This window comes from Providencia sp. PROV_01, from assembly GCF_053098325.1.
Genome location: NZ_JBRFKD010000002.1, coordinates 367,646 through 389,433, shown reverse-complemented (window position 1 = coordinate 389,433; position 21,788 = coordinate 367,646). Strand labels below are relative to the sequence as shown.

Below are 21,788 nucleotides of genomic sequence, written 5' to 3'. Positions count from 1 at the left end.
ATGGATTCGCAACGCAATCTTCTACTCATCGCTTTGTTGTTCGTGTCGTTCTTAGTTTGGCAGGCCTGGGAGAGCGATAAAGTTGCTCAGGACGTTAAAACTGTTCAAACTTCGCAACAAGCGGATATGCCAAGCAGTGATGCTCAAGCCGTAACTGGCAGTGGGCAAGGTAAGCTCATCACAGTCAAAACTGATGTACTGGATATTCGCATCAATACTCGTGGTGGTGATATCGATGAGGCTGACCTGTTAGCCTATCCTGCGACCCTTCATTCGGAAAGCCCTTTCCGTTTACTGGAAACTAATCCAGGCTTTGTCTACCAGGCACAGAGTGGTTTGATTGGTCTTCATGGTCCAGACAACCCAGCAAATAATAATGGCGAGCGTCCGCTGTATAGCGCAGATTCTACAATTTTCACATTAGAGAAAGGCCAAGACGTCTTGCGCGTACCAATGACATTTACTGATAACAACGGCGTTGTGTATCAGAAAACGTACATTGTTAAACGTGGCCAATATACTGTTGAAGTTGAATACAGTATCCAAAACCCAACCGCTCAACCACTGAGTCTCGCTTTCTTCGGTCAGTTAAAACAAACTATCGAGTTACCAAAAGAGCGTGACACTGGCAGCAGCAATTTTGCTCTGCATACCTATCGTGGTGCGGCGTATTCTTCTGATGAAAACAACTATAAAAAATATAGCTTTGGTGACATCGAAGATAAAAACCTCGACTTAACCACCAAAGGTGGCTGGGTAGCCATGTTGCAACAGTATTTTGCAACGGCGTGGATCCCGGCAAGTGCTGAAAAGAGTACTTTCTACACCATTGACCTTGATAAAAAATCTGCCATCATTGGTTATAAGAGTGAACCAATGACTATCGCAGCTAATGGCGCTGGTACTTATTCATCAACGTTATGGGTTGGTCCTGAAATTCAGTCTGAAATGGCTGCAGTTGCACCACATTTAGACTTAACCGTTGATTATGGTTGGTTATGGTTTATCTCTCAGCCACTGTTTAAACTGCTGAAATTCATTCACGGTTTTGTGGGTAACTGGGGTATTGCCATCATCGTTATCACCTTTATCGTTCGTGGTATTATGTACCCGCTGACTAAAGCGCAGTACACCTCGATGGCGAAAATGCGTTTACTGCAACCTAAACTGGCTGCAATGCGTGAGCGTATTGGTGATGATAAACAACGTATGAGCCAAGAAATGATGGCGATGTATAAAGCAGAAAAAGTAAACCCACTGGGTGGTTGTTTACCGCTGCTTATTCAAATGCCTATCTTCCTTGCACTTTACTATATGTTGATGGGTTCTGTTGAACTGCGTCACGCACCATTCTTTGGTTGGATTCAAGACTTGTCTGCACAAGACCCGTACTACATTCTGCCAGTATTGATGGGTGTGACGATGTTTGTGATTCAGAAAATGTCACCAACCGCTGTGACTGACCCAATGCAGCAGAAGATTATGACGTACATGCCAGTCGTGTTCACCATCTTCTTCCTGTGGTTCCCATCAGGTCTGGTTCTGTATTATATCGTGAGTAACTTAGTCACCATCATCCAGCAACAAGTGATTTACCGTGGTCTGGAAAAACGTGGTCTGCACAGTCGCGATAAAAAAGAGAAAAAATAGTCTCGCTTCTCAGTAAACTGAGAATGGCTTCACAAAGTGGGATTCTATAGTAGTATTAAGGCGACCAAATAAGGTCGCCTTAAGGTTTTTAGCAACGCGGGATAAAAGCGTGGTTTTTCCCGCGTTGTGTTATCAGTCGAAAATCAATAAATTGATTTTCCTGATTTACTTTCAAAACCAACAAAACAGCTGCCAAATATATTATGTTTGGCAGCTGTTTGAAGGCGACCAAACACGGTCGCCTTTATTCTTTTCAAAAAATAGTTTTTAAGTCAAAACAGAGAAACATCATGCAAATCAACGATACTATCGTCGCACAGGCAACACCTCCCGGTCGTGGTGGTGTCGGTATTTTACGTGTATCTGGCCCGAAAGCGGCGCAGATTGCCGAAATCGTGTTGGGAAAACTCCCTAAACCACGTTATGCGGATTACCTGCCATTTCGTGATGAGGATGGCTCTGTTCTTGACCAAGGTATTGCGCTTTACTTCCCTGGGCCAAATTCATTTACGGGTGAAGATGTGCTTGAATTACAAGGACACGGCGGGCCAGTTATTCTTGACTTATTGCTCAGAAGAATACTAACGATTGATGGTATTCGCATTGCGAATCCTGGTGAATTTTCTGAGCGAGCATTTTTAAACGATAAGCTCGATTTAGCCCAAGCGGAAGCAATTGCCGATTTGATTGACGCGAGTTCTGAACAAGCGGCGCGTTCAGCGATGAATTCGTTACAGGGCGCATTTTCTTCTCATATTCACCAATTGGTGGAAGCACTCACTCACTTGCGCATCTATGTGGAAGCAGCTATCGATTTCCCAGATGAAGAAATTGACTTCCTGTCTGACGGTAAAATTGAAGCTAAACTCAACGAAGTGGTGGCAGATTTAGAACAAGTTCGCTCCCAAGCGCGCCAAGGTAGTTTATTGCGTGAAGGAATGAAAGTGGTAATTGCAGGGCGCCCAAATGCAGGAAAATCGAGCTTGCTAAATGCATTGGCGGGGCGTGAGGCTGCGATTGTCACGGATATTGCGGGAACGACGCGTGATGTATTACGTGAACATATTCATATTGATGGTATGCCATTGCATATCATTGATACCGCTGGTCTGCGCGAAGCCAGTGATGAAGTTGAGCGAATTGGTATCGAACGAGCTTGGAAAGAAATTGAACAAGCGGACCATGTGCTGTTTATGGTTGATAGCACTACAACTAATGCCACGGAACCACAAGAAATTTGGCCTGAATTTATGGCGCGCTTACCTGATGAACTTCCGGTCACCGTAATTCGTAACAAAGCCGATATGACAGGCGAACCAGTTGAGTTTATTGATAATACTCGTTATCCGTTAATTCGTTTGTCTGCACGCGAAGAAAAAGGCATTGATTTGTTACGCGATCACCTAAAAGAAACCATTGGCTTTAATAGCAATACTGAGGGTGGTTTCCTTGCTCGTAGTCGCCATTTACAAGCATTGAATGCGGCAGCCGTTCACCTAGAACAGGGCTATGATCAGTTAGTGAACGCTCGCTCCGGTGAGTTATTAGCGGAAGAATTACGTTTAGCTCAGCAAGAACTCAGCGAAATCACTGGCGAGTTCACTTCTGATGATTTATTAGGCCGTATTTTCTCAAGTTTTTGTATCGGGAAGTGAAGTTATAGACTTGAAAGAAAAAGAAGTCAAAAGACACCAAAAGAAAACAAACTAAAATATTGATTTTGAACACAAAAAAAATAAATCTAACGATGTTTTTTAGTTTTCTTTTTACTTCTCCTGTGTTCTTTTGGTCATATATTGCCCTGTGTGTTCCCCAGCCATATAATCGTGGGGAACACGGGGAAAACCATCAATGAAAGTATCTATCGAAAAGCGACAGCCAGACCGCGAAGGAAAACGCTCTTTGCGCTTGGTATATTACTACGGTTCCAACGTTGAAGACGGGCAACGTAAACTGAAACGTTCACACGAGCCACTAGACATCTTCATCTATGACAAACCGCGCTCTCCAGCAGAGCGAGAGCACAATAAAGAAGCTTTAAGGATCGCTGAAGCTGTGCGATCTAAGAGACTGCTTGAAAGCGAGACATCAAAGCATAAGCTGGAGGATCGAACTAAACTCTCTGCCAGTTTCTTCGATTATTACGATTCAGTTACCGATAGCAAAGCTTCTGGCAGTAAATCCAATTATTCAATTTGGGTCTCAGCCGGACATCATCTGAGACGCTACCATGGGCGAGCAGAACTCACATTCGAAGATATTGATAGAGCCTTTCTTGAGGGTTTTAAAACTTATCTTTTGAAAAGTGCAACGACGAAATCTGATCAACTGCTGTCAAGAAATACAGTAAGCAGTTACTTCAATAAAATAAGGGCGGCCCTGAATCAGGCATACCAAGAGGGGATTATCAGAGATAACCCTGTTCGGACGGTGAAAAGCGTTAAACCAGAAACAAACCAAAGGGTTTATCTGACTCTGGAAGAGATAAAAGCTATGGCAAAAGCTGAATGTCGCTATGACGTGCTTAAACGAGCCTTTCTGTTTAGCTGCACAACAGGACTGCGCTGGTCTGACATACAGAAGCTAGTTTGGTCAGAAGTGGAAGAATTTGAGCAAGGCCATTTTCGAATCATTTTTAAGCAGAAAAAAATCCAGAATAGAGGAACGGCACTTCAATACCTCGACTTACCAGATTCAGCGGTAAGGTTGATGGGAGAGCGCAAGGATAACGATGAACGCGTGTTTAAAGCATTGCGATACAGCAGCTATACCAACGTAGCGCTACTTCATTGGGCAATGCTTGCTGGAATAACCAAGCATGTAACTTTCCATGCCGGTCGCCACTCGTTTGCAGTTAACCAGCTTGCGCGGGGCTTAGATATTTATTCATTATCACGCTTGCTGGGCCACAGTGAACTGAAAACAACTGAGATTTATGCTGATATCTTAGATCAAAGAAGAAGGGACGCAATGCGGAGCTTTCCTGATATTTTTGCCGACAGTCTTTAAAACAGAACAATAGACATAGGGCCAAAAAAATTAATTTCTTTGGCCCCTGATTATTCTCGAACTCACTTCCTTTGAAATTTCTGTGTTTGTCTTGACCCGGTTGGACTGTAGCCAATCGATCACTTCTTCCCGCTTAAAATAAATCCGACAACCATTTGGTTTGTAAAACGGAATAACATTTTGACTGGTTAACTTGTATAAATGACCTTTTGACAACCCTGTCAGCTCAGCACAGTCATCAATGTTCAGCATTACCTTTTCCAAATTAACTTTGTCTGCTCCTGACGAGCTAGCGAGCATGTTTTTTATCTCAGCCAGTTCTTTCAAAACACTATTAAGCAACTCTGTCTCTTGCATAGTCATATCTACTGAAACCCATAAATAATCGACTGGTTTAGTCTACCAACACAGGTTTCAGATCCTCGGCTCTGGATCTGCCCTTTTAGGGCGCGAACAAAGTTATTAACACCTGAACATGGTTCAACTATAGGTATCTTTATAGGATTTTTTTAAAGGCAATACCTATAGGTTTAGGGGGGGGGAAATTATGCGTGGCAAGGGGGGGTGATTATGCGCAGATCGTCAGTAGTCAGGGGGGGTAATTATGCGTGGCAAGGGGGGGCGATTATGCGTGGATAAAATCCAAAACCAACAGGGTTTTCCACAAATGGGCAAAGCAATAACGTAAAAAAACCGGCACATTGGCCGGTTATTAAGTCAATTACGGTATGGAATCGGTGGGGGGCTGGACATCATCAGAATTCCGCCTGTCACTTTCTTAACTTTTGCATCCGGATAAACAGTAAGAACTCTCTTTAGAGCAGGAAGGAATACCTTTTTAAAGTTCCTGTCAGCGTCGTCTCCGGTGTATTCTTGACCAAACTGCTCGCGCAAATTACGCCAGTACAATACGACAGGCCTACCGCTAATTCGATGTAAACGATCCGAAAGCATGGCATAAACATCCATCGCAAGAGCACTGCTATTAAGCTGATTTAGAGCCCTTAAATCAAGCGGTACAGCATGTTCGCTTAGCGTAGTAAAATACTCGTGTGAAAATGTAATAACACCAGGCCATAAAGCACCTTGATTGTCGCTGTTACCAATCCAAGCCTCAAATTTTTGGATGGGCTTACCATCGTAAGTGAACGCTTTATCAGCGGTACTAAAACCAAGGGTAATACTACAAGCAGATAACGCCAAAAGCTGTTTACGGAAGTTTGTATAGCTCCCATTTTTTCCTCCTGATGACTCCTTGCCCAGTTGTTTGAGGAAAGCACTGGCGCTATTGCCGACATCAATCTCGGGTGATTTTGAACGCAACGCTTGAGTATTCAGATATGCCATTACAAGCCTTGGCATGGGACCATACGGAACAGGCTGTTGGAGAAACTGCTTACCATCCCAAATTTTACCCGCTCGGATGTATAGACCAGCAGCACCACAACGCCTCTCAAACTCAGATCCATTTACTCTTGAACGAGGCAAACCGACTTGGCACATGATTGAGTGCATAAAAGTGAAATCATTGGGCGAGGGTGGATCTGATTTAATCCTTACTGAGGCATCTATTAATTCAGACTCAGCCCGACTCAAGCCTTGTGATTTATCACTATTTTCTACTTCAATATCCGCCTGATACTGAGCAAGTAGTTGGCTAAATGGCTTCATTACTTACCCTGCGGGAATCAAGCCATGCCTCCAACTGATCTAACCTGTATCTTAGTGTTTTATCGCCACTGATTTTATATGGTTTGGGAAATGAAGGGTCGTTTGTGCGGATTCGTTGAAGCGTTGGCACAGAGATTTTAAGTAGGGCAGTCACCTCATACACAGAGATCATCTGCAGGTGACTGTAATCTTTTTCATTTAAAGTTTGCTGCATAAATTTCTCCAGCATCATCATTGATTTACTGGAGAAATTTTGAGGGTGAACCCCCGTAAACATGGCCTCTGGAAGTGCCCTATTTGGGCACCTAGGCGATTTATTCCGACACAAAAACTTTCACATGTGAAAGTTTCTCATTGATAAACATCAACCACCATTGCCATCCAAGTCAGGAAAGATTTCACGCGCTTTGTCGTTTCTAATTTTGTCCACATTAATCCCTTCCAGCCGCTCCATAATACGTTCTGAGGCGTCTTGTCGAGTACCATCAATATTAAAATCACTTCCAGCTCCCGTTAAAGCATCCAAGTTTAACGATGCGGGATCAGGAAGTTTTCCATTTTGCTGAAGTATACCCAACCACTCGTCTAGGTTAACCTTACTCCAATCAATATCCGCTATTCGATCCAATGGAATTCCGCCGCATTGAGGTGTGCGCGCATCACCAAAGTTCAGGCCAAGTTGTGGCCGCACTTGCTCTTGGATGATTCGAGAGAGTGGCGAGTTGAAACAGCAATAGGACTCTCGCTCCTCGACACATGCTCCCAGTACTTTGGACTTGCAGTAAGATCCAACGTATGTGCAGCTATTTAGTGCTCTTTTAGCATTCATGGTGAACTCCCTTTCCTCGCACTTCCAAATCATTTGGATCATGACCATCGACACTACATAGACTGTGTAAACAGTCATAACGGTGCTTAGCATGGCGGCACCTTGTTGGCCGAGGATTTGTTCAGTCATTGATTCAGGAGCCCCAGCAGGTACGCCAGCGGCTCCCGTCGCAGAAGCATTTCCTAGAGCTTCAGAAGTCAGCTTGGTAATTTGCTCCTTTAATGCGCCAATAGTCTCCTGGGCAAACTGTTGAACAGGCTGGAGAAAACTATCAACCGCTCCACTAATATTTTCTATATAACTTGCAAAAGGCTGTGTTATTTCGGTCCAGCCAGACATTACGGGGTCTCTTAATACTTGGTATGCTCCTTTCACGGCACTGCCATCAGAGAGTCCCATAACGGCACCGTCTAGCTTAGGCACGGCCATAATCAAATTGAGATAATCAGCAAACGAAATATTCGTCGGCTTTTCACAACAATCTGAGACACCACCCACAGCAATCTTGCATTCCCCAGCCTCACCGGCAAAAGCTGAACACATCACATTTTCTTCACCAGTGGGGTTATCATCATAATTTTGACCAGTACAACTCATATCCTGAGTCATGAACTGAGCTGCATTCAACAATGCAGATGCACGAGCGAAATCAGTGCTTTGTGACTTTGTTATATCGAGACAATCATCTCCCATACACCTAATGGGTCCACCACATTGATACGTCGTTTCTTTCTCTAAAGTAGGTATTGATATGTCCGTTCCGCAGTCGTAGGTATCTTTAAACACATAACACTTACCCGAGGAACCCTCTGCTCCATCAATACATTCAGAACTAATAAATCCACACTGAGGATTATCCTCATACATCTGGCAACTGTTGAGATTTCCACCAGTATTTACAGGGCAGTGTGTTTCACCTTGAGGATCTGTCCAGCAGTCCATTTGCCCCTTATAAAAGTCATAGTCGGCTTTAACTCGAACCTTTTTGCACAGCTTTGGAATGCCAGGGAAAGGTGACGGTTTCAGTTGGGATTCGCAAACTTTGACCCCGTTGATGACTGTGCAGCCCGTAGCATCAGTCGGGTCATCTATACATGTTATCTCGCCTTCGGCAAAACCATCTACAACCCCTTTGGCTGAATCCATGCAGCTCTGTGGAGCCCACTCATCCTTGGTAATGGCTTTCGATGGGTCATAGCGGAGTTTTATGCGGCCAAAACCCTCACCTTCACCAGTTACTGAAACACGGATCTTGAATGTAACAACATCACCATCTTTCACGTTCTTAAAATAGGGAGTGACATCAACATTAGGGTTTCGCTCCCAACTCGTGGAGAGCTCACATCTACCGGCTGTTTCTGGAGGGAAGTTGCCATCTGGGCCAGACCACACTTTAGTTTCTTGGCCGGACTTACCGACCCACACTTGCATGTAATCATCCCACTTAACATATTCAAGTGTTGCGGAAACGATAGCATCCGGGTTACTAACCTGGACTCTTGTGTACTCTTCATAGATTTTACAGTTACCAGCCCAGTAATCGTCCCCAACCTTACCAATCCAGAGCTCCGTGCATCCGTCACCACAGGACTTTAGGTTGTATGGGCCATCATAGTGCTTCACCACAGAGGCATCGTAGTCATGGACAACCTCACAGTCCGCGCTTTGATCTACAACACGCTGACACCGTTCATACTCTGGAATGTGGGCGTTGATAGTATTCTGATTAATGGTTGTTTCGGCAGAACAATCCCCAAAGCCACCTGCGATGAGGTCCATATCCTCATAGGTCTTTTTGCTTAGATTCAATACCGGGTCATTACTGAAATCAGGGCGTGAGCGATTGGCCGCATCCATGAGAACTTGATATGCAGAACCTGATATTGAGGGATTGGAGCTGTTGGCGTCTTGGAATAAATTGGCTTTTGCCTCATTACCAAACTGATCCATAGCATCAGCATCACTAAATATCTGTTCTAGCTCCTCTGGAGATGCTGCATCAGGGAAATACTCTGCGGTATTTTGACCAGGTTGAACTCCAGGAAACAGTTCATTTATGTTTATGGATGTTGATTGACCATTACCGACTGGTAGAGAAATTTTACCATCTTGAACCTGAGCAGAGTTTTGCTTAACTCCGTTCGCAATAGATAAACCAAATTGTTTGGCATCACGACCAACAGCTCCGATGTTAGGTTCCTGATTACCCGCATAAGAATGTATCGGAAGAACTGAGATGGTTAAACATAGGAGCGAGGCAACAAACCTCGTCATGATGGGCGGCATAGTGGACATAGCATTTCTCCAGCTTTTTAGTTTGGATAATGCTATGTCGCTCTCTCATAAAAATTAGCATCGCTATTTGCCCTTTTGCGGCATACGCGGATGTATTCAGGCAGCTTTTGAGACCCGGCAGAATGGGCATTCAACACATGTTCGCTGATTAATTGACGTAAAAAAAGTGCATTGGCATTGCTCGCAATGCTCTATCATTGCTTCTCCATTGCGCATTTCAGAGGCAAGACACCAGGCATCTGTAATGTCGAAGGGCTCCCATTTTCCTCCTTTCATACCTGGTACTTCTTTACGGATAGCGTGATACATCCTAAACGCTTTATTCAGAGCGCTAATATCTACAGAACGCTTAACTTTTTCCCCTCCAAGATTTGAATAGAGCTGCATTAAAAGCGATGCTTGAATTTTAGATGTCTGACTGTGGATCAGCGTCGCTCCACCACGGAATGTCCTGGATTTCTTATCCTTCACATCATATCCGCAATATTCAAGCTCAGCGTACAGCCTGCGAACTTGCTTATAAGTCAAACCAGTCTCTAGGATAATTATCTTTGTGATATAACCCGCCAATGCCATGTGCCTTGCTTTTACCCAGCGAGATAACGAACCAGATGTAAAACATTCACTCATGATTATCTCCACACCAAAGATTGCTGAATCTTTTTTAATAAAATCGGCGTTGTATCGGCAAGAGCTGCTGATAAGAATTGATCGAGTACGCCAATATCAAATCTCAATGAAAATCTAATAACGACCCTATGCGATAACGACCTTAACTGGCTGTTTGAGGAGGCGGCGACTGAGGAAGCAAGACCAGAAGATACACCAAAATTTTGCCTCGCCATGTCCAAGTTTCTACTAGCTAACTTATTAAGCAATAGCCAGTACGCTGCGTCAAAGTCGTCCACAACATTTTTAAGGCATATGACAGAATCGTAGCTACCGGCAAGAGCATCGATCACTTCCATTTGATCTGTTTCAAGTTTAAAGCTAAGAAGAACTCCACTCGCTAATTGTGAAAGATAACTGTCAGGAGTTGACGCCAATTTATTAACAAGATCTTCTGGAAGAGAAAAATGATTGCTAACCTGGGATGGCGCATTGGCTGATAAAAGCTTCAGTAGTGTCCACAGAGTCAAATCAAACTCAAAAATATCTTGGTCTGGCTTCTCTTCACTCAATTGAACGGCAAACTTGTCAAAGCTACCAATAACATCACGTTCTAACGGCTCTAAGGCATACATCAGTAGTCCTCCTTACCTTTTTTTCTGCGGCCTAGATTGATTGAAACTAACGCGCTCCCTGCAATCAACGCTAGTAAGGTAAATCCATATTGGTCATCTCTCCACGACGAGATAAACAAGTGAGTAAGAAAGCTTAGAATAAACAACGTTCCGATTGCCTTAACGACGATGTTTAATCGCTTTTCAGTTTCACGATCTAAATGCTTCATATCTTTCTCCATAACACACCTGATTTATTCACTGATTAACTTTGTCATCAATCATAAATACCATGACTTTTTGATAATGCAACGCCAAACACTGTGTTTTTTTACAGTATCATTTTATGGTGCTATGAAGATTTGCATTTCTGAACGATAATCTATAATCGGTTACATATTAATCAGGAGGCGTAAATGAAAAAGGCGCTATTCTCTTTGTTTTTAATCGTAAGTTTGTTCTATTCGTACAAACTTCTTGGCCTATGGTCGCTCATATTTTTTGTAGTCGGAGTTTCTCTGCTGGCATCTTTAAAGATTGGTAGAAGAGCCTATCTAATCAGTAATTCCGGGAGTAAAACGAACACATTATCTGGGCGAGATCTGTTTGCAGACGTCACATACAACCCTGCCACAGGATCTCCAATGGTAAGTGACGTAGATGTATCCGGAAGCTTCTATGGATTGAATAAAAACAAAGGCTCCTGAGAGCCTTTGTTTTTATTAATTATAGACTTAACGTTAACTGCCTATCTTTATATCTTAATAACGGATACCGTTGAGGCGACGAAAAAAAACCTATCAAAATGTGTTTATTAAGTTCCGGATGCTCTCTGATTACATTGTTCAACACCGAACCATCGACGATAAATTTTTTATTTCCACAGGAGATTGGCTTTTCGTTTAGCCATCTCCCTTCCCCCAGTAATATCATCACTTTAAGCTCTTTAATTGCGCGTCTATATTCAGCTCGTCTGCTCATTAACGGCCTCCTTTGGCTACGGACAAATACCTTGATACAGGCGCTAAATATCCGCCCGCTTGGTCTTTACCTGCCCCCGCAGAACTTTCAATAATCGCAGCCATTTTATCTGCCAATACGTTATCACCAACCTCTTCTCTGAGATTTTCTCTTAGTTCTCCAGAGCGCGATGAATCGCCGCCCATCAACGATGCAGCAAACAATTCTGCTCCTGCCTGACTATTCAAACCATAATCATATCTTGCAGTATCCATTGCTATCTGCCTGAATTCGTCACCATATTGCTGAACAAACTCAGCCGCCTTTCCAGCTCCAGCCTCGCTTGCACTTGCTAATGCAGAAGCAAAAAACATCCCTCTTTCTCTAACAGACATTCCCTGTGCTGCCTCTGAAAGATCTGACTTACCGGTTAACCATTCTTTACCGGCTTCAAATCCACTGATCCCCACACCAATGATGTCCCTACCCAGATTTGCAGCACCTACAGCCAGGAAGCCTCCAAGACCATACTCTTGCTTGACGTAATCGTCCCCTTTCTTTGTGTCCTCAATAAACTGATCTCGTTGTTCCGGAGTCATCTGGGCTAACTTAGACATCGATTGCCCAAAACTCTCTGCGAACCCTTCTTTGGCGGCTCCTGCGCCACCCACAACTTGCTGTACAAAACGACCTGCGCCCTCAGCACCTGCAAACAAAGCACTGGATGTTGACGGGGCCAAATCGGATGCCATGATCTGTGCTCTTAACGCAGGCAAGCGGTCATTAAGATATTCATTTCTGCTTGTCCCATAACTCTGCTCAAGTTGTTGGATACCCTTTTCATGAGCGTCACGAACAGAATTTTCAGATCCAATACTGCCTGATTCAGCTAAAAGCTTTTGTTCATTGCTCATTCTTTCCGGTGCCGAAAGTGCGCTCGAATTTTCAACCGGCGAGACATAGCGCGGAGCATCCTTTACCAACATTGCACTTTGACCTGGTTGATTAAAGTCAATGCCACTGTTGCCACCAGTGGCCTTTGCTATTGCACTGGCTGCAATTGCTTGTTCAGATGGAGAGTTGGAATTGAGCATAGCAAACAACTGCCCTCCAACTATTGCCCTCTGGGAATCAATACCTAAATCTTGGTAATGCTGGGCTTTTCTTTGCGCAAAATCTCTTGTCTCTGGCGATGACTGTCTAACACCATCTGACAATGACTTACCGGCTGACCAGTTGTTCAGAACTTTGTCAGCTAACGCGCTAATATTATTGTTGCTAGTAGTCCCGATAGTTTGCTGAGCCTGAGATAACTCTTGGTAGGTTTGTTGCGAAGACAAAAGATCAGAACTGGATTGCATGAGCTGCTTTCTCTGCTCTTCACCTAAGCTCTGGGTAAAACGTTGACCTTTATCAGTAGACACTTGCCGTGCCAAATCACTCGTTAATGCTGAACTGTCATCTTTTGTAAAACCGAGTCCGCGAGATAAAGAGTCAATATCAGAACTAAGCTGCTGTCTACTATCCTGACTCTGCGATTGCGCAGATACATCTAAACTACCGTTCATAGATACCGGATTAGCGGCATTTACAGCGGCACCAACCGGTCCTGTAAAAGCAGCAGCAAGTTTTCCGGCATCCACTCCAGCGCTAGCACGCATAGCAATAGCTCCTGCCACAGCATCCGTGTGAGAAGCATTTATCCCACGATCAGTAACGTAGTTCTGCGCCGCGGACAAAATACTTTTAGCCTGAGTTGAATCAGACGCTCTCAACGTTTGTCCTAATGATTGTAGTTGTGAATAAGTCTGTTCTGAACCATGTCCAGAAAACACACTATTACTTAATTGGCTAGCGAAGCCTTTCTGAGCCTGTGCAGTAGCAGCAGAACTACTGCTAAGGGCATTACTTACGGTACTTCCTAAGTTAATACTATCAACTAATGACTCACCTCCAGAGGTCATTGTTCCAGCAATTCTGGATTGATTAAATTGTGGTTGTTGACTCAAAACAGAACCACGGTCCACTAAGTCTGGAGACATTAGTTTTTCATTGACTGTATCACTCGCCCCCACTCGTTGCGCGATACTATTGAAGGCATATACCGAGCCAGTTACTAACATCAACGATAAGACTGGCGTTGCTGCGGCCATCATTCCACCTATCCCTATCCAACGCTCAATTTCGGCCCCAGCATATGCAACACCTTCAAATGAGGATAAGTTCCCTGTGGTATATTTTGCGAGCGCCTGCTGCCCCATTATGTAAATGAATAGATTGATTACCGACATAATTGGCAACCAAAGTTGTACCCATATAAGCATTTGAAGATACTTACCAACCAATAGCAAACCTTTAGAACCAAGCACCATCACAAATGCGGCTATGGGCGTAATCGCATAGGCAAACCCCTCTACCAAGGTCATAAGAGGTTGAATCGATTTTACAAACAAAGACTGTTCGGCTGCATATTGCGTATTTCGCTGAGACTCAGCTTGAGTGAGCATGATTTGTGCGTACGGATCATTCATATCACTGTAGTACTGAGCAAAGCCACGCTGTACGATAGGTTGCAGAAAATTGGCTTTTATAAAATCACCTGCGGCCACATTCGTAACCTGCAGGCGATACAAAGCGTCAGATGTAGCATTCAAAGCATCAGTGGTAGACAGCAAATAGCCAAGAGCTTGTTGCGAAAGGCCAGAATTGAACGCAGTTTCAAAGGATTGGCTCAACTGAATCCAGCCATCTGTACAACTGGGATCTGTCGGGCCAGATGGAGACAGGAACAATCGGGTCCCATATATTTGTGAATCAAATCTGAGAGCTGTACGCCAATTCTCTGTGTTGATTTGATCCTCATTTGACTCACCTAATGAAAATTTAATTGCTGTGCATTCCGATATGTAGTTAGTCAGGCTTTTCTTCATATCAACAGCACCGCCTCCTAGGGAATCATTCCAGGCAGTCCATAGTGCTGACTCCATTTCGTGATTTCTGAGCTTTGATAATAACTCTAAAGAATCCATGAACTTTGATTCAGTCACACTCGCGACAGGGCTATATGCAACCTCAAAGAGTTTTGTGAGACCAAATCCAACGCTTGAGATTATAGAACCAGCGGCGGCTGGACCAACAGGTACGTTATCCACTACTCGCACTTGTCCGTTGTACGCGTCCTCAATAGTTACCGTAACGCCGGCTCCAAAGGAAATTGCATACACGAGCCAACAAGCAAAAACTTGATGTAAATCCCAGGATTTAGCTCCCTGGAATAACGACTGAAATGAGATGATAAGAGCGCCAATTAAAAGGCCAATACTTACCATGCGTTCAAAATCACCGGTGCCTGTAGCCATCGCCACAGCAATCATTATTTGCTCTAGAAATGCGGCATCACCGACGGAATAAATACTAAAATCCATTAGTTACTCCTTTTTCCCTGATGCTTGTGCCGCAAGTAAAAGCCGCTGCTTCTTTGTGACATCAAGTAAGCTGTTGTAATACCCCATCAGATCACTTAGCTTCCCGTGTCTCACAATTAATTGGTCATACTCTTGTCTGACAACAGCCCGACAAGCATCAAGTACATCAACAGCTTTTTGTTGATAGGCATTATCACTGTTAGCTAACGCAATAGTTGTTGCCCGGTATATCTCCTCAATAAACCTGTAGGTTATATCTAGCGCTATGATGGTCTGTGCTTGCTGAGCAAACTGCTCTGCTGTATCACTGGAAACAGCAGCAAGATTTCGGAAAAGTGAGCCAAAGCTACTGGGGAGATTTGATACAAAAGCTATCTCGGCAGAACTTAAAGCCCCAACATTGTTTGCATATTTATAAATCAATCCAGGTGAAGAATCAGAACCAAGAAGTAAATCTGACATTTGATTGCCAATCCCCCTGAGCTGAACACTCTTCAGCTCAGAACCAGCAGAAATACAGTTAACCGTATCACTGTCACATGAATAAACTTTAACAGAGCCACCTGAAATGAGATCTCCAAGGGTAATTCGATTCCCTGGTAAGGTGACGATGGGATTAGTACTGTTGTTTTCTCCAGCAAGATTTGGATCATTAATTAAATCACCAATGACAACGGCACCAGTTATAGACATCATGGCTTCAAGCAGGCTGTTATCCCCGTACTGGAACCATGAACTTACACTATTCTTTTTGAGTTGCTTCCAGACAATATTACCTATCATCTCTTGGTAGGCCTGTGGCGAATTGTCTTTCAGCGTCTTGATTGCCGTTTGTCCATCCGTTTCCTGCGTTGCAGAAAACATGTCTTCAAATAAACCTTTGGTCGATGCTTTTGTACGAGTATCGTTCTTTAGTTTTGTGTCAAAAGCACTTAGTGAATCGTTAACAATACCCTGAGCTAACTGACAAGAATTGCCTAAATGCTGGTTCAAAGCCTGAACTTTCTTCTGAAAGTTTTCTATCCATTTTGCACCATCAGGAAAAACATTATCCAGAGCTAGTTGAAAAGCATAGCCCTTTGCATTTGCTGCCACAGCTCGCATCAGTTGAACAATCTGATCTGCATTCACAAACGATAAAGAACCACCGAATAGATCAACGCCACCACACCCAGCTTTCCAGGATGGAGGGACAAAGCTAACTAGGTTTTCATCAAAAATACGCGCTTTGGTGGTCACACGCCCACCCGCAATAACTCCACGGCGTTGTGTCTGATGAATACCCGGTCTGGTTGTATTACTCATTTCGTTGAATAGTCTATCCATCTCGGACTGAAGCCCTTCAGCCGAGGCATGAGTGGCGACGACAGAGAAGATGATTAAACAAGAGGCAGATAGTGTTCTAATGTAAGGGGGAGAGACTCTCATACTGTTGCTCCAATAGGTTTCGTGTCACCCGAAAGCCTACCGAGCAAATGAGTACAAACCGAACTGCCAAACTGTCCAATTTGGGCAGTCCAAATAAAACTTTCACATGTGAAAGTTAATCATTGAATAATGTCGGCAACTTTGTCACGTCCGTACAAACTTATGATTTTTAAAAAGTTTTACTTAACCCTTGTTGCATTTTCACAAACCAATGGCACTCTATTTCTAAAAGAGGAGCTTTAAATGAAAATGAATATGTCAACTTCCGTAAGTTCAGCTACAGCCTTGTTCGCCGCCATTATGCTCGCAGGCTGTGCTACAACCCCAAAATCCTATAATCCAGAGATGTCCAGAGCGCTAAACTTGGCAAGAGCTGGGGGTATTTATGACCAAGATCTGAAAGACTCAGAAGATGGGCGGAACTCATACAAACAGTCTCTATTGATGAAAGCGCTAAATGTCACAAGCCTGGCCTCATCGCTTGATGCTCCATTAAGAGGATTGAACGGTCAGCAAACTCTCATGTTTAACACTGCAAGCATTCTTACATCACCGGATAACCCATCCGCTAGGCCAAGTTTGATGGCATGGATGCCTGCATCAATGGCTAAATCCTCAGAAAATGCTTATAGCAACTACATAAACCTAATTGATAATGCCGTTGCGGTAGCCGCGAAATCTATGAACCTGGATTTAACTAAAATAGTGGAAAGTACAGCGCCTAAGATTGATGGAAATCCCTTAATTATGTGGGCAGTAACGGCTCCACAATTTGGCTGTGATGGCTCAAACTGCGTAATTGCATACAACGTTATAATGCCGAATCCTTGGAAAACACCAGCCTTTGTGGGCAGTGGTAATATTGATAGCTTTAATCTGGCCGCTAATAACACGACCAAATATTCTCGATTGATTTTCTCCCAGGTCAGCGACGTGAAATCATTTCCAATGGACGATTTTTACAAAAGTACGAGCCGAGCGCTGCCGGAATGGGCAGTCATGTATTTCCCGCCCAATAGTGTGTTCCAGGATGGCAAAGCTTTACCATATCCAGTTATCTATGAAAAAGGCCAGCAATTGCTATTCAGGAAGGCACAATGAGTCTGTGGCATGAAGAACTGGAGCTGGCTTTGCTAAATCTGGAGGATTCAAAAGCCAGTTGTGATGTGATGACTTACATGATCAGCCACATTCTAGCCAAATCAGACATTCCACATCAGTGCAGAGTAGGGTTTGTTGAAACAGTGCATAGCAAGACACAAATCAATCCGCATTGCTGGATAGAGCTAAAGGATGGATGGGGTATAGATCTGACTTTACGCCGGTGGTTGGGTGACGAGGACCGATGGCCGCATGGAGTATTTAGGCTTTCAGACTATCCACAGGTTCAATTCTGGGGAACGCCCCTGTTTGCCCCGAAACTAGACGATGAGGAAATTAACGCTATGTCCGATCATCTAATTGAAACAGTAAAAATACCAGTTTGTTGCTGAATTATTCAGCATTGATAACAGGGCCGTTTAATACACATATAATTATTGTTCAGAGCGGTTTTGATTGTGTTTGTTGTATAAATACAAACTTCCGAACGTCACAATGGTAAAAAATGCGAGCAAACTTAACATTGCAATAGTAAAGGCATCCACGGAACTGAACCTCTCTTGTAAAACCTTATATACTTAGAGTCTAACTAAACTAGCGAGATTTACCAGTGGCAAAAACACTAGACCAGATCTTGGAGCATGAGAAGCCAGAAATTGTAGCCGAGGCCAGACGCAAGGCATCAGAGATGCTCCGCCTCTTGGATGAGCAAACGGCCAAGCAGGATAATGAAACCGATTCAGTAGATTCCTATCACCAGAAGTAGCAAAGGGCCAGACAAGCTGGCCCTTTGCTTTTCTCAGTAATTACATCACTAAGTACGGTTCATCGTTGTCGCTTTCAGCTATCGTCAAGTCAATAGTGAAAGTGATATCGATGCGCTCAACAGTCCGATTACACTCACGAGCATACTCATCCTGCAGGCTTTTAAACAGCGCTTCAGCTTCATCATGAGAAGTAGCTTCTACTGTTTCAACAGCCAACTCACCTTCTTTTTCAGTGTAGTTAACCCCACGATAATACACGCGGCCACACACATCGAATTGATGGATCTCTGTTTGATTTTGTCCCAACATATTAATTCTCCAAAAGTTTAATAGCCGGGACTTAGCCCAACCGGGCAAAGCACCCGGTTGGGTTATTTAATTAGGGATTAGGCTTCAGGCATGTTGCGTATAGTGAAGGACTCACAAACACCATGCCCGTAAAGCACTGCATTTCCCTGGGGATTTTGTTCCAAAAACTTGCGCGTGGCTTTGAGAGCTGCCCTATAACCAGCATCAGAAGGCTGATACTCTCGCGTTCGCTTTTTTTGGTTTGTCAGAATCAGTCGATACATAAAATCTCCCTCATCTTTGAGCTGACAATAATTTCCTGGTGGAACCTATTACAGCGCGTTCTGCAACCAGCTCCCCCTCAAGCGGAGCGCATTCGACAGCATCGGAGACTCTAGGTTGATGGCTACCGGAGGTAGCTTTCAACCATTCACCACACAATGAACTGCTATTAGTTACCAATGGGCTGACGACCCGTACAGGCCGCGTTTTTATCAATGATCGATATGCCAGAATCGAAGCCTTATTTAGTAGTTTGGCGACAATCGTAGCCCCGAAAGCAATAACGCCCACGGTAACAATCATGATCAAAACGAACGTAGAAAAGTACATAAACACCTCCAATTAGTTGGAATTGAAGGGGTTACACCGCATAACCGGTGAACCCCGGTTACGGGATAAATTGATAAAATGCTGTTTGTTTTCGGCGACCAGCTATCGCACATACTCAGCACGGAGCTGAAGTTGATTCAAATTTAACAGCTCATTTCTGAATCGACACGCGCTGTATTGGCCCTTTTTGGGCACATTTAAACAAAGCAGCGAACGGAAGGTCTTATTAAGGAATATGACATAGGCGTAGATGGCTTTTAATCAGCAGAGCCGGTGTTTTTTGGGCGCGGAGGCTCTCCAGGACGGTTAAGTAATTCCCACAAGAGTCGGAACGCATAAAAATGATCCCGCAATGTCGTGGTACTCAATCCTTGATGCCTTGTGTAATACCGGTGGATATGAGCTCTTCCAATTTGTGATGGTGCGTTGACTCCTTTTTCATTGGCGGCAATATCGTTTAGAGCCGCAATTAGCCTTTTTACCATAGCTCGTCGAGCTGTCTTCCCCCCATGCCGCACATAAACATGGCTTCTTTCTCTTACCCATTTTTCCATCAATTACCCCAAATAACTATTTGTCACATCGATGCGACCGTGACCCAATTCTAAAGCCACTTCAGATCTGATTTCTTTGTCCAGCATTTTGGCGTGAGCTACTGATACTCCAAGTTCTTTGGCTAAATATTCATAGTGCTCTCGCCCATGTTTAACACCTGCTTTTACCGGGCAATCAGCACGCATCAAAGTTTTGTAGCGCGTTTGAGCGTAGTGGTGCCGTTCGCCGTGGAAGTTCACCGGATGGCGGCCGATCTCCCGGTAGGCTTCTTGCCTGAACTCACGATAATTCTTCTCGGCGGGGATCATGCTGCGGCCATCCTGTATGGCGGCGGCTCGCTGGAGTGCCGTAATTTGAGCATCACTGGTGATCGGAACAGTTCGTGCCCGGCCCCCCTTGGTGCCATCTTTTATGCTCACGGAGCCAGTTTTCTCGGCCTCTCTTAGTGCTCTGGCTGCATCCAGCTTGGCCGATTCCTCGAACCGCAGACCGAAATTACGCTGTAGTTCCAGCAAAGTCCCAAGGCGCTCGGAGGCTGCCTCCATTGCGGCATTATGGGAAACATCCGAAACACTTCGGTCGCCAGAGGCTATACCTGAGCGCTTTGGAAGTCCCCCCTCGGAGACAGGATCTACACGTACCTGTCGGTCGCCGCGCGCAATCTCCATCACCCGGTTCACTGCGCTCAGGTAGTTCTGCGCCGTGGATGGAGCAATTTCGCCCCGCTCGTAGCGATCATTAAGGTGCGCCGCATAAGCGACCAAATGAGCCTTTTCTATATCCCGCAATTCCTTTATGCCCTGTTCGGACTTAATCCAAGCGCTAAAAACGCTCCATCGGTCATGAATAGTGGCTATGGACTGAAAACTCTTCATCCCCTCCTTGAGAGCGTTCAGGGCAGCCTTGTTTATATCTCGACTACGAAGGCCAAAATTCCGTGAATCCGGATTAGTCCGCTCTGAACGCATTGTTCCCCCTAACTCTGTTAATCAAAATTGTTATTTTGTTGGCCCGTCCGTATCCGGTGGTAAGTGAAACGCAGTTTTTTAATTAGCTCTGCATGCTAAGGCCAACGTTGGGATCTTGCCCAAACACAGGACAGTTAAACCCGATGTCCACGGTCATTAATTACGAACTGTACTGCTATGGAGCGAACTGCTCATTCCATTGGCTGGTCTGTTCCGACGGAACAAACTGCCAGCAGATCCGGCTGGTACTGTCGTGTCATTCTTTGGAAAGGAAAGCGCGAAGCGCGCCAACCGCCGAAGGCGGTATAATTCGCGCACATTCGTGCGCGGTGCGAAAGCCTAGAGCCCTTGAGGCTCAAGGCTTCCGTCGGGGGCTCTACCCCCGTCTCTGTTTACGCCTACGGCGACAGAGACGGGGTGGAGCATCGAGCAAGTTGGGTATTCCAACACTCGTCCTGATGTTGAGGGTGGTCCTCTTTGGTTTGGCTGCTCGGGATCGAGTACCAAGGACACGACATTGCTTTGAGCAAAATCGCGGTATGGAAGCCTGTTAACTTGTGCAATACACAAGCACAGGCCGCAGCATAACGCTGCAAGCATAATGATGATAAACATCTGATTTTCCTCCGGGAAGATTGTTATAGACGGAGGAATGCCCATAGGGGGCAGTCCCCCTGAGGGTTAAGAAATGAAGGCAATCGCCTTAGTTTTGCAGAATGCTGTTTGAAGGCCAGCTACCAAAAACACTTTATATATTAATCAAACAGATAGAGGCGTCAAGTACATCATAAAGTTGCTTTTGGGTTGCTTTTCAGTGCTTGTCTTTAGGGTGAGGTTTGTTCGTTGGGCTCGAATTTAACTCAACGGTCGCTTTTAGGTGGCTTTTCGGTAATGCTTAGAGCGATGACCAAATATTTAGCATCAATAGATTGCTTTTCGATGGGGTTTTAGTAGGTATATCAGATGTCAGTAAACTTTGAATTAGATGAATTGGAAAGTAGAGCAAA

The 21,788-nt window shown here is 44.4% G+C and carries 18 protein-coding genes; 5 read left to right on the top strand and 13 right to left on the bottom strand.

What is annotated here, in order from left to right; translation table 11 throughout:
• The 3 genes from yidC (at position 1) to ACU696_RS02545 (ending at position 4,659) form a co-directional block, all read left to right on the top strand.
• The gene (gene yidC / locus ACU696_RS02555; protein WP_115168229.1) at positions 1–1,650 is read left to right on the top strand and encodes a membrane protein insertase YidC; all 1,650 of its coding nucleotides are present in this window, start codon (positions 1–3) and stop codon (positions 1,648–1,650) included.
• 290 nt (positions 1,651–1,940) lie between these two features.
• Entirely contained in the window at positions 1,941–3,305 is a 1,365-nt protein-coding gene (mnmE, locus tag ACU696_RS02550; protein WP_004906817.1) for a tRNA uridine-5-carboxymethylaminomethyl(34) synthesis GTPase MnmE, read from the top strand.
• A 196-nt stretch (positions 3,306–3,501) separates the two neighbouring features.
• A complete protein-coding gene (locus tag ACU696_RS02545) occupies positions 3,502–4,659 on the top strand; it encodes a site-specific integrase (RefSeq protein ID WP_000868608.1) in 1,158 nt (385 codons plus the stop codon).
• Positions 4,660–4,689: 30 nt separating this feature from the next.
• Here ACU696_RS02545 and ACU696_RS02540 read toward each other — a convergent pair whose 3' ends face one another.
• The 10 genes from ACU696_RS02540 to ACU696_RS02495 all read right to left on the bottom strand — a co-directional run bounded on the left by ACU696_RS02540 (position 4,690) and on the right by ACU696_RS02495 (position 16,388).
• Positions 4,690–5,022: a helix-turn-helix domain-containing protein gene (locus ACU696_RS02540; RefSeq protein WP_000178710.1), complete on the bottom strand. Its 333-nt coding sequence runs from the start codon at positions 5,020–5,022 to the stop codon at positions 4,690–4,692.
• A 354-nt stretch (positions 5,023–5,376) separates the two neighbouring features.
• On the bottom strand, positions 5,377–6,330 hold the full coding sequence (locus ACU696_RS02535; RefSeq protein ID WP_001747906.1) for a replication protein RepA: 954 nt from the start codon (positions 6,328–6,330) through the stop codon (positions 5,377–5,379).
• The gene (locus ACU696_RS02530; protein WP_001187968.1) at positions 6,317–6,544 is read right to left on the bottom strand and encodes a helix-turn-helix transcriptional regulator; all 228 of its coding nucleotides are present in this window, start codon (positions 6,542–6,544) and stop codon (positions 6,317–6,319) included. Before ACU696_RS02530 ends, ACU696_RS02535 begins: the two co-directional genes overlap by 14 nt.
• Before the next feature lie 150 nt (positions 6,545–6,694).
• Positions 6,695–9,454: a conjugal transfer mating pair stabilization protein TraN gene (gene traN / locus ACU696_RS02525; protein ID WP_001747908.1), complete on the bottom strand. Its 2,760-nt coding sequence runs from the start codon at positions 9,452–9,454 to the stop codon at positions 6,695–6,697.
• Between the two features lie 96 nt (positions 9,455–9,550).
• Positions 9,551–10,084, bottom strand: coding sequence for a FlhC family transcriptional regulator (locus ACU696_RS02520; RefSeq protein ID WP_024140163.1), 534 nt, complete (start codon positions 10,082–10,084; stop codon positions 9,551–9,553).
• A gap of 2 nt (positions 10,085–10,086) precedes the next feature.
• Complete coding sequence (locus ACU696_RS02515; protein WP_001747910.1) at positions 10,087–10,698, bottom strand: hypothetical protein; 612 nt, start codon at positions 10,696–10,698, stop codon at positions 10,087–10,089.
• Positions 10,698–10,907 carry a hypothetical protein gene (locus ACU696_RS02510; RefSeq protein WP_001747911.1) on the bottom strand — a complete coding sequence of 70 codons (210 nt, stop codon included), beginning with the start codon at positions 10,905–10,907 and terminating at the stop codon, positions 10,698–10,700. The genes ACU696_RS02515 and ACU696_RS02510 overlap by 1 nt, the downstream gene beginning before the upstream one ends.
• A 496-nt stretch (positions 10,908–11,403) precedes the next feature.
• Entirely contained in the window at positions 11,404–11,658 is a 255-nt protein-coding gene (locus ACU696_RS02505) for a hypothetical protein (RefSeq protein WP_000091004.1), read from the bottom strand.
• A complete protein-coding gene (locus ACU696_RS02500; RefSeq protein WP_447343224.1) occupies positions 11,658–14,996 on the bottom strand; it encodes a conjugal transfer protein TraG N-terminal domain-containing protein in 3,339 nt (1,112 codons plus the stop codon). The genes ACU696_RS02505 and ACU696_RS02500 overlap by 1 nt, the downstream gene beginning before the upstream one ends.
• A 69-nt stretch (positions 14,997–15,065) precedes the next feature.
• Positions 15,066–16,388 (bottom strand): conjugal transfer protein TraH, encoded by a 1,323-nt coding sequence (locus ACU696_RS02495; protein WP_223228909.1) that lies wholly within the window; start codon positions 16,386–16,388, stop codon positions 15,066–15,068.
• Between the two features lie 345 nt (positions 16,389–16,733).
• On the opposite strand from ACU696_RS02495, the gene ACU696_RS02490 reads away from it, so the two are divergent.
• Positions 16,734–17,591, top strand: coding sequence for a hypothetical protein (locus ACU696_RS02490; RefSeq protein WP_001747914.1), 858 nt, complete (start codon positions 16,734–16,736; stop codon positions 17,589–17,591).
• Complete coding sequence (locus tag ACU696_RS02485; RefSeq protein WP_001747915.1) at positions 17,588–17,983, top strand: hypothetical protein; 396 nt, start codon at positions 17,588–17,590, stop codon at positions 17,981–17,983. Before ACU696_RS02490 ends, ACU696_RS02485 begins: the two co-directional genes overlap by 4 nt.
• 414 nt (positions 17,984–18,397) lie before the next feature.
• On the opposite strand, the gene ACU696_RS02480 is transcribed toward ACU696_RS02485, so the two are convergent.
• From ACU696_RS02480 to ACU696_RS02470, 3 genes are all read right to left on the bottom strand, one after another.
• Positions 18,398–18,667, bottom strand: a complete 270-nt coding sequence (locus ACU696_RS02480) for a hypothetical protein (RefSeq protein ID WP_000901446.1) — start codon at positions 18,665–18,667, stop codon at positions 18,398–18,400.
• A gap of 848 nt (positions 18,668–19,515) precedes the next feature.
• Positions 19,516–19,812 (bottom strand): hypothetical protein, encoded by a 297-nt coding sequence (locus ACU696_RS02475; RefSeq protein WP_023888852.1) that lies wholly within the window; start codon positions 19,810–19,812, stop codon positions 19,516–19,518.
• A 3-nt stretch (positions 19,813–19,815) separates the two neighbouring features.
• Complete coding sequence (locus ACU696_RS02470; RefSeq protein ID WP_006755152.1) at positions 19,816–20,781, bottom strand: integrase domain-containing protein; 966 nt, start codon at positions 20,779–20,781, stop codon at positions 19,816–19,818.
• Positions 20,782–21,788: the final 1,007 nt, after the last annotated feature.

Coding starts and splice junctions, on each gene's coding strand:
- ACU696_RS02510 (WP_001747911.1), bottom strand. CDS start 10,907: ATGAAGCATTTAGATCGTGAAACTGAAAAGCGATTAAACATCGTCGTT.
- ACU696_RS02530 (WP_001187968.1), bottom strand. CDS start 6,544: ATGCAGCAAACTTTAAATGAAAAAGATTACAGTCACCTGCAGATGATC.
- ACU696_RS02490 (WP_001747914.1), top strand. CDS start 16,734: ATGAAAATGAATATGTCAACTTCCGTAAGTTCAGCTACAGCCTTGTTC.
- ACU696_RS02495 (WP_223228909.1), bottom strand. CDS start 16,388: ATGGATAGACTATTCAACGAAATGAGTAATACAACCAGACCGGGTATT.
- ACU696_RS02500 (WP_447343224.1), bottom strand. CDS start 14,996: ATGGCTACAGGCACCGGTGATTTTGAACGCATGGTAAGTATTGGCCTT.
- ACU696_RS02470 (WP_006755152.1), bottom strand. CDS start 20,781: ATGCGTTCAGAGCGGACTAATCCGGATTCACGGAATTTTGGCCTTCGT.
- ACU696_RS02480 (WP_000901446.1), bottom strand. CDS start 18,667: ATGTTGGGACAAAATCAAACAGAGATCCATCAATTCGATGTGTGTGGC.
- ACU696_RS02515 (WP_001747910.1), bottom strand. CDS start 10,698: ATGTATGCCTTAGAGCCGTTAGAACGTGATGTTATTGGTAGCTTTGAC.
- ACU696_RS02535 (WP_001747906.1), bottom strand. CDS start 6,330: ATGAAGCCATTTAGCCAACTACTTGCTCAGTATCAGGCGGATATTGAA.
- ACU696_RS02520 (WP_024140163.1), bottom strand. CDS start 10,084: ATGAGTGAATGTTTTACATCTGGTTCGTTATCTCGCTGGGTAAAAGCA.
- ACU696_RS02540 (WP_000178710.1), bottom strand. CDS start 5,022: ATGACTATGCAAGAGACAGAGTTGCTTAATAGTGTTTTGAAAGAACTG.
- mnmE (WP_004906817.1), top strand. CDS start 1,941: ATGCAAATCAACGATACTATCGTCGCACAGGCAACACCTCCCGGTCGT.
- ACU696_RS02505 (WP_000091004.1), bottom strand. CDS start 11,658: ATGAGCAGACGAGCTGAATATAGACGCGCAATTAAAGAGCTTAAAGTG.
- ACU696_RS02545 (WP_000868608.1), top strand. CDS start 3,502: ATGAAAGTATCTATCGAAAAGCGACAGCCAGACCGCGAAGGAAAACGC.
- yidC (WP_115168229.1), top strand. CDS start 1: ATGGATTCGCAACGCAATCTTCTACTCATCGCTTTGTTGTTCGTGTCG.
- traN (WP_001747908.1), bottom strand. CDS start 9,454: ATGTCCACTATGCCGCCCATCATGACGAGGTTTGTTGCCTCGCTCCTA.
- ACU696_RS02475 (WP_023888852.1), bottom strand. CDS start 19,812: ATGGAAAAATGGGTAAGAGAAAGAAGCCATGTTTATGTGCGGCATGGG.
- ACU696_RS02485 (WP_001747915.1), top strand. CDS start 17,588: ATGAGTCTGTGGCATGAAGAACTGGAGCTGGCTTTGCTAAATCTGGAG.